The sequence below is a fragment of the Streptomyces sp. NPDC048275 genome (assembly GCF_040652275.1).
In the GTDB taxonomy this organism is placed as follows: domain Bacteria; phylum Actinomycetota; class Actinomycetes; order Streptomycetales; family Streptomycetaceae; genus Streptomyces.
Genome location: NZ_JBEZLR010000182.1, coordinates 1 through 8,398, shown reverse-complemented (window position 1 = coordinate 8,398; position 8,398 = coordinate 1). Strand labels below are relative to the sequence as shown.

The following is an 8,398-nucleotide window of genomic DNA, read 5'->3' as shown; positions in this document are numbered from 1 at the left end:
CCCGACCGGCCGAAGACCCCCGTCACGACAGTCAACGAGCAACCCCTGCAAAGGTCACCCATTCGACCCAAGAACCCCAGTTCCCCTCTCGAAGAGCCAAGGGCGGAACGCACCCCTGGACAGAGAAGCCCCGGCATACAACGGACAACCACATCCAGCCCCGGCACTCACTCACACTCACCAGAAGTCACTCCTGCTCAATACACCGACAGCAGTTCCCAACCCCGGGAAATGAACACGGAGTGACCGCTTCCGAGCCGTTCGGGGAGGGCTCCATGGACGCGCGTGGGTGCGCAGGGTAGTCCAAGATCCACGTACGGCGATCGGCGTTGCCCGTTGTGGCCCAGTTAACGTCCAGGTCACCCGTAGTGCCAACGATCCAGTGTGAGCGGGGAGTTACCGCAAGCAGCCCCCCGCGACCACTGCCGAAGCGTTCGCACTCGGGGAGATCGCGCCATGTCGCGCATACGCTCTGTCGCCACTGCCGCCGCCATGAACCGCCGTACGCTTCTCGCCGCCACCGGGGCGGTGACCCTCTCCGCGGGCGTCGGCTACGCCCTGCGGCCCGACGCCGAGGCGCACGCCGCCTCGGCGGGGGAGGCGCAGTCCGCCGCCTCGGGCGAGGCGCCCGTCGCCGTCTCGCGGCAGGCACCCGCCGCGCCGCTCGCTCCGTACGAGCGCGGCACCACCCTGCAGACCGTCGCCGCCCCGCGCACCGCCTCGGGCGGGTACCAGCGGCTCGGCAACGGCCCCGCCTGGAAGCGGGTGGTGCGGGGCGACCTGGCCGCGGCCAAGTCCGGCCGGGCCGAGCGGCGCACCGCGCTCGCCTCGTTCGTGCAGTTCACCGACCTGCACCTGATCGACACCCAGCACCCGCTGCGGCTCGAGTACCTGCGCTCCGGCGCGGTGAACGCGTGGCGCCCGCAGGAGTCGCTGACCGTCCACGGTGCCGTGTCGCTCGTCGAGCGGGTCAACTCGCTGCGGGGCGCCCCCGTCACCGGTTCCCCGCTGCACTTCGTCATGACCACCGGGGACAACACGGACAACAACTCCAAGACGGAGCTGGACTGGTTCCTGAAGGTCATGAGCGGTGGCCGTATCCGCCCCAACAGCGGCGATGCGCGCCACTACGAGGGCGTCCAGAACAGCGGCCTCAAGACGTACTGGCAGCCCGACGCGGCCCTGCGCGACGCCGACAAGCAGCGCGGCTTCCCGCAGCTGCACGGTTTCCTGGCCGCCGCCATCCGCGAGCTGCAAAGCCCCGGCCTCGGGCTGCCCTGGTACTCCACGGTCGGCAACCACGACGCGATGCCGCTGGGCTGCTACCGGCACGGCGACTCTTTCCTCGCCGAGTTCGCGGTCGGCGGCAAGAAGCTGATGTCGCTGCCCGCGTCGCAGAGCGTCGACCTGCGCGCCGCCATCAAGAACGACAAGGACCCGAAGGGCACCCAGCTGCGGGACCTGCTCAAGGCCCAGGCGCGGCAGCTCCGCTCGGTCACCCCGGACGAGTCGCGCGCCCCCTTCACGCCGGCCGAGTACCTCAAGGCGCACCTCGACCCGGCGAACACCGGGCCCGGCCCGGTCGGCCACGGCTACTCGCAGGCGAACGTCGCCGCGGGCACCCAGTACTACGCCTTCCGCATCGCCGACGACATCCTCGGCATCAGCCTCGACACCACCGACCCGGGCGGCCACTACTTGGGCTCCATCGGCACGGCCCAGCTGAAGTGGCTGGACAAGACGCTGCGCGACAACGCGGACTCGTACGCGATCATCTTCAGCCACCACACCAGCAAGTCGATGACCAACCGTCGCGCCGACCCCGCCCGCCCGGCCGAGAAGCGCCACGACGGCGAGGAGGTCGTCTCCACCCTCTCCCAGTACCGCAACGTCCTGGCCTGGGTGAACGGCCACACCCACAGGAACGAGATCATCCCGCACTCCGCGCCGAACAACGGCTCCTTCTGGGAGATCAACACCGCCTCGCACGTCGACTTCCCGCACCTCGCCCGCATCATCGAGGTCGTCGACAACAAGGACGGCACGCTCTCCCTGTTCACCACCCTCATCGAGTCCGCGGCCCCCCACCGCACCGACTACTCCGACCTCACCCAAACCGGCCTCGCCGCCCTGTACCGCGAACTCTCCTACAACACCCCGGGCCGTAACCCGGAACTGAGCGGCACATCGCGCGACCGCAACACGGAGCTGGTGCTGAAGAAGGGCTGAACCCACGTCACCCCGCCTTCCACTCGCCCTCCCCCAGTACGAGATCGGGATCGAACATGACGATCACGGCAGCGATCACGAGGGCGGCGACAGGGCCGGCGAGCATGGAAAGGAGGAACGACAGCAGATCGGTGGACGACTGGGTGGCCGAAGCCTGCTGGGTGATGTGGACCGAGACGGAGGCCATCCCGGTGTAGTGCATGCCGGTCACGGCCACGCCCATCACGAGGCTTGCGCCCATGCTCGACCACAGCGAGTGAACGGAGACCGCCGCCCACAGGGCCGCGGTGGCGGCGGTGACGGCGATCAGTACGGACAGCACCACGGTCGGCGCGTCGTACTCCACGCTCCCGTGCGTCTGGACGGCGGCCATCCCGACGTAGTGCATGGCGGCCACACCCAGGCCGGTGATGACACCCGCCACGCTCAGGGTCGTCGGCGTGGCGCCCCGGTATCCGACGAGGAAGACTCCGACGGAGACGACGGCGATGGCGATGGCGAGGCTGAGCAGGGTCAACGTCGAGTCGTAGCTCACCGGCGAGCCCTCGACGCTGAAGCCGATCATGGCGACGAAGTGCATGGTCCATATGCCACAGCCGATGGATACCGCACCCAGCATCAGCCATCCGGCTCTGCGGCTTCGGTAGGTGCGCCGCAGTGACCGTGTCGTGCACCGCAGCCCGAGGGCCGCTCCCAGGCAGGCCATCAGAAAGGCCGCGATCGGGGTCACGGCTCCGTAGTGGAAATTGGAAACGGTGGCTGTCATGGGGGGCAACCCTTCGCATGGGCGACAGGCGGCAGCATCGCGCCGCTGGCGTGAGGTGCCGAGAAGTGGTGGGGTGGACGTTCATGTCCGGTTCGCGCCGACCTGGGCGCGGACTCGGCGAGTGGCTCTCCGGTCGGGAGGCCCCTCCCCGGGGGCGGAAGGGGCGGCCTGAGGTCGTCGGCTCCCCCGTGATCGCAGGATCCTGGCGGGACAGGAGGTCCAGCGGTCAGATCAAGTCACTTGGCTGACTTGTTTACAATCCAAGCACACTTTGGCGATCTTCCCTCCACATGGGGATTGTCGTTTGCAGAATCGATACACCGCCAGCTCTCCCTGCAAAGCCGATATGGACAACGGGAGTTGGTCCGTCGCCGTCACGGCGGGGGCGTTCGCGGCGCCCGCGGCAGGCAGGCCCGTGCCGCGCGCATGAGGAGGGGCCGTCGGCGGTCCGGCGGCCCCTCCTCTCCCCTCCTGGCGTTTCCCCGGTCCGTCACTACCGGGGAAGCACCACGACATACGCCGCCGGATCGCGGTCGTTCGACGCCATCAGGGCGGTGCGTACGACCGTGGCCTGCTGCTCCAGCCCGGCGCGCAGCTTGCGCGGAGTGATGTACACGACCGTGATGCCGAGCCGCTCCAGGTGCTCGCGCTTGCGGGCGTACTCCGACCAGAGGGCGTCCTCGTCCTGGCGGGGGGCGCGGGTGTCCAGCTCGACCGCCACCGCCTGCTCGGGCCAGTAGGCGTCGAGGCCGCCGAGGTGGGGGCCGCCGGGCAGGCGCAGGTCGACGTTCCACACCGGGTCGGGAAGGCCGTACTCCCGCACCATCCGGTACAGGCGGTCCTCCGCGATCACCCGGCCCTCGGCGAGGAGGGAGTCGACGGCGTCCACGACGTGCGGACGGCTCAGCAGCTTTGCCTCGGTCAACTCCCGTACCGCCGCGGCCGGTTCGCAGTGGTTGCCGCGTACCGCCTCGGTCAGCAGTCGGCGTACCGCGCCCGCGTCCTCCAGTTCCGCGACCGCGTCGGCGAGGGCGCGCGGGACGGGGGCGACCGGGACGCCGGTGACATAGCAGGGGGCGGGGAGGACGGCGGTGCGGACGATGTGGGCGCAGCCGTGCGAGCGGAGCCGGCGCAGGCGCGTCACCAGGACGTCGATCCGGTCGAGGGAGGTCAGCGGAGGCGTCGACGAGAAGCCGTGCAGGGTCAGTGCCGCCATGCCCGTGATCAGCGCGTCCGTGGAGGGCTGGGGGGCGTGCGGCTGTTCGGCGCCCGGCTGGGCGGGGATGCCGGTGGCCGGGTCGGGCAGGGGGGAGCGGGCGGCGAACAGCAGGACCGCGTGCAGGCGTTCCTCGGAGGTGGGCGGGCCGGGGTGGAGCAGGAAGACGCCGGGGAGGATCTGCTGCCAGGGGCCGCCGGGCCGGCACTGCTCGTTCGCTCCGGCGGCCGTGACGCCGTGGGCGCGCAGCTGGGCGGTGGTCAGTACGCGCCGCCGTACGTCGGAGAGGCGGCGCAGGGGGCGGGGGGAGAGCGGGGTGTTGTGATTCATGACCGGGGGTTTCCCGCGTCCGATCCGTCCCCTAACCGCTGTTACACGCCCGTCGGCAAATCCGGACAAGCTCGCCCTAAAGTACGGGCGTTCGACTGCCGAAAGGCGCTGGTCCGGATGGGGAGCGGTACGGGTTACGGCTTTCCATACCTGTATTTCGTAACCACCGTGGGACCGACGGCGTCAACGCGCTCAACGGGATCAGCGGATCCATGACGGTGGGGCACCGACGGAATCGGTGCCCCACCCGGCAGGAGCTATCCGGCCGTCGCCGCCTCGTCACACGCCTGTGCCCGCAGGGCCCGAGCCAGATCGTCCCGCGCCTCCAGTACCAGTCGGCGCAGCGCCGGGGCCGCGTTCTCGTGGGCCGTCAGCCACGTGTCCGTCGCGTCCAGCGTCGCCCGGGGGTCCTGGAGGGACGGGAACAGGCCCTTCACCACGTCCATGCCGATCTGGATGGAGCGGTCGGCCCAGACGCGTTCGATCGCGGCGAAGTACTTCGCGGCGTACGGCGCGAGCAGCTCCCGCTGGGACGGCTGGACGAAGCCCGCGATCGTCGCCTCGACGAGGGCGTTGGAGAGCGCGTCGGACTCCACGACCGCCGCCCAGGCCTGTGCCTTGACCGCCGTCGACGGGCGGGCGGCGAGAGCGCGGACCTGATGGCGCTTGCCGGAGGCCGTGTCGTCACGGGCGAGTTCGGCGGCCAGCGTGGACTCGTCCGCGACGCCGCGCGCGGCCAGCGGTTCAAGGAACGCCCAGCGCAGTTCCTGGTCGACGTCCAGGCCGTCGATCTTCGCGGTGCCTTCCAACAGGCCCCGGAGAAGTTGGAGATCGGCCTCTTCGGAGGCGACCGTCGCGAAGAAGCGGGCCCAGGCGAGCTGGTGCTGGCCGGCGGGCTCGGCGAGCCGCAGTTCCTTCAGGGCACCCTGGGCGAGGAGCCGCCCGCCCTCGGTGCGCCAGTCGGGCGCCGCGTAGTGGGTGAGCGCCGTGTAGACCCAGGCGTGCAGCATCTGGAGCACACCGATGTCGGACTCGCGGCCCGCGAAACGCAGCACCAGGTCCACGAAGTCCCGCGCCGGCATCAGCGCGTCCCGGGTGAGGTTCCACAGCGCCGACCAGCACAGGGCGCGGGCCAGCGGGTCGGTGATGTCGCCGAGCCGGTCCCGGAGTGTGGCCAGCGAGTTCTCGTCGAAGCGGATCTTGCAGTACGTCAGGTCGTCGTCGTTGACGAGGACCAGCTCGGGGGCGTCGGCGCCGACCAGCTCACCGACCACCGTGCGCGGGCCGTCGACGTCCACCTCGGCGCGTGCGTACCGCTCCAGGGCGCCGCCGGGCGAGCGCCGGTACAGACCCACCGCCACGCGGTGCGGGCGCATTTCGGGGTGGGACTCCGGCGCCTCCTGCAGCACGGCCAGCTCGGTGACGCGGCCCTCCGCGCTCAGGATCACCTGCGGAGTGAGGGAGTTGACCCCGGCCGTCTGCAGCCAGGCCCGCGACCAGGTCGCCAGGTCGCGGCCGCTCGTCTCCTCCAGGACGGAGAGGAGATCGCCGAGACGCGTGTTGCCGTACGCGTTCCGCTTGAAGTAACGGCGGGCGCCTTCGAGGAACGCGTCGCGGCCGACGTACGCCACCAACTGCTTCAGTACGGACGCGCCCTTGGCGTACGTGATGCCGTCGAAGTTGAGCTTGGCGTCCTCGAGGTCGTGGATGTCGGCCGTGATCGGGTGGGTGGAGGGGAGCTGGTCGGCGCGGTACGCCCAGGCCTTGCGGCGGTTGGCGAAGGTGATCCAGCCGTCCTTGAAGCGGGTCGCCTCCACCAGCGAGAACGCGCCCATGAAGTCGGCGAAGGACTCCTTGAGCCACAGGTCGTCCCACCACTCCATGGTGACGAGGTCGCCGAACCACATGTGCGCCATCTCGTGCAGGATGACGTTCGCCCGGCCCTCGTACGCCGTCTGCGTGACCTTCCCGCGGAAGATGTACTCCTCGCGGAAGGTGACCAGCCCGGGGTTCTCCATCGCGCCGAGGTTGTACTCGGGCACGAACGCCTGGTCGTACTTCCCGAACGGGTACGGGTAGTCGAAGTGGTCGTGGAAGAAGTCCAGCCCCTGCTTCGTCACCAGGAACACGTCGTCGGCGTCGAAGTGCGGGGCGAGGCCCTTGCGGCACATCGCGCCGAGCGGGATCTCCAGCGTCGTACCGTCGTCGAAGGTGCGGGAGTAGCGGTCCGTGACGTAGTGGTACGGGCCCGCGGCGAACGCCGTAATGTACGTCGAGATCGGCTTCGTCTCGGCGAACCGCCATACGCCGTCGCCGAGTTCACCGGCGCCGTTGCTCCAGACGACCCACCCCTCGGGCGCCCGCACCTCGAACCGGAAGGGCGCCTTGAGGTCCGGCTGCTCGAAGTTCGCGAACACGCGCCGGGAGTCGGCGGGCTCGTACTGGGTGTAGAGGTAGACCTCGCCGTCCTCGGGGTCGACGAAGCGGTGCATGCCCTCGCCGGTGCGGGAGTAGGCGCACTGCGCGTCGACGACCAGCTCGTTGTCGGCCTGGAGGTCTTCGAGCTGGACGCGTGTTCCGTCGAAGACGGCGCCGGGATCGAGGTCCCTGCCGTTGAGTGAGACCGAGGTGACGCTCGGTGCGATCAGGTCGGCGAAGGTCGCCGCGCCGGGCTCGGCGCAGCGGAAACGGATCGTGGTCACCGAGCGGAAGGTGCGCGGCTCGGCCTCGGTGTCCCCCACGGCGGATCGCAGGTCGAGGGACACCTCGTACCCGTCCACGGACAGCAGGGCCGCCCGCTCCTGGGCCTCGTCGCGGGACAGATTCTCACCGGGCACGTGCGGCACTCCTTCGGGGTGTCATGGCGATACGTGGACAGGGCCGATCCTGCCATGGGCCCCTGACGCCGGACAGCGGGAACGGGGGCGCACACCGGGAATGGGGCGGGCGACCGCCGGTGTTGGCTGGAGGAAAGACCACCTTCCGAGGAGCGACATGCCCGAGACGACCTCTGCCAAGACCCCCGTCGACTTCTGGTTCGACCCGCTGTGCCCCTGGGCCTGGATGACCTCGCGCTGGGTTCTGGAAGTGGAGAAGGTCCGGGACATCGAGGTCCGCTGGCACATCATGAGCCTCGCCGTGCTGAACGAGCCCAAGCTGGACGAGCTGCCCGAGGAGTACCGCGAGATGCTGGCCACCACCGCGTGGCAGCCGATCCGCGTCGTGACCGCCGCCTGGCAGAAGCACGGCGATGACGTCCTCGGCCCGCTCTACACCGCGCTCGGCACCCGCTTCCACAACGACGGCCAGGGCCCGACCCGCGAGGCGATCGTGGCGGCCCTCGACGAGGTCGGCCTTCCCGCCGACCTGATCGACTACGCCGACCAGGAGGACTTCGAGTTCGACTCCGAGCTGCGCGCCTCCCACAAGGAGGGCATCGAGAAGGTCGGCCAGGACGTCGGCACGCCGGTGATCGCGGTCCCGGGCGCCGACGGCGAGCAGGTCGGCTTCTTCGGCCCGGTCGTCACCCCGGCCCCGCAGGGTGAGGCGGCCGGCAGGCTCTGGGACGGCACGCTGCTCGTGGCCTCGACCCCGGGCTTCTACGAGATCAAGCGGACGCGGACGGCGGGGCCGGACTTCAGCAACCTCTAGAAGACCGATGAAGATCTTGCTCCGGCCGCCCGGCTCGCCTCGAATTGCCGGTAAATGTCAATCGCCATGAACTGGTGCAAGCCGGGCGCGATTCCAAGATCTTCAGGACACTCCTAGTGTCCTGAGTCTTAGGAAAGCCGTAGAAGTATGCTGGGCTCATGGCGCGTATGGGTCGGCCGACGGTCGAAGTGGTCCTGACGGATGAT

Annotated in this window: 5 protein-coding genes; 2 read left to right on the top strand and 3 right to left on the bottom strand. The window is 69.8% G+C overall.

Annotation, left to right across the window (positions count from 1 at the left end; translation table 11 throughout):
* The first annotated feature begins 456 nt into the window (after positions 1-456).
* Positions 457-2,229, top strand: coding sequence for a TIGR03767 family metallophosphoesterase (locus AB0D57_RS46505; RefSeq protein ID WP_362088575.1), 1,773 nt, complete (start codon positions 457-459; stop codon positions 2,227-2,229).
* A gap of 7 nt (positions 2,230-2,236) precedes the next feature.
* Here the strand turns inward: AB0D57_RS46505 and AB0D57_RS46500 are convergent, their stop codons facing one another.
* The 3 genes from AB0D57_RS46500 to pepN form a co-directional block, all read right to left on the bottom strand.
* Positions 2,237-2,995: an MHYT domain-containing protein gene (locus AB0D57_RS46500; RefSeq protein WP_362088574.1), complete on the bottom strand. Its 759-nt coding sequence runs from the start codon at positions 2,993-2,995 to the stop codon at positions 2,237-2,239.
* Positions 2,996-3,488: 493 nt separating this feature from the next.
* Positions 3,489-4,541 (bottom strand): hypothetical protein, encoded by a 1,053-nt coding sequence (locus AB0D57_RS46495; RefSeq protein WP_362088573.1) that lies wholly within the window; start codon positions 4,539-4,541, stop codon positions 3,489-3,491.
* Between the two features lie 257 nt (positions 4,542-4,798).
* Positions 4,799-7,378 carry an aminopeptidase N gene (gene pepN / locus AB0D57_RS46490; protein ID WP_362088572.1) on the bottom strand — a complete coding sequence of 860 codons (2,580 nt, stop codon included), beginning with the start codon at positions 7,376-7,378 and terminating at the stop codon, positions 4,799-4,801.
* A 157-nt stretch (positions 7,379-7,535) separates the two neighbouring features.
* On the opposite strand from pepN, the gene AB0D57_RS46485 reads away from it, so the two are divergent.
* Positions 7,536-8,192, top strand: a complete 657-nt coding sequence (locus tag AB0D57_RS46485; protein WP_362088571.1) for a DsbA family protein — start codon at positions 7,536-7,538, stop codon at positions 8,190-8,192.
* Positions 8,193-8,398 lie beyond the last annotated feature (206 nt).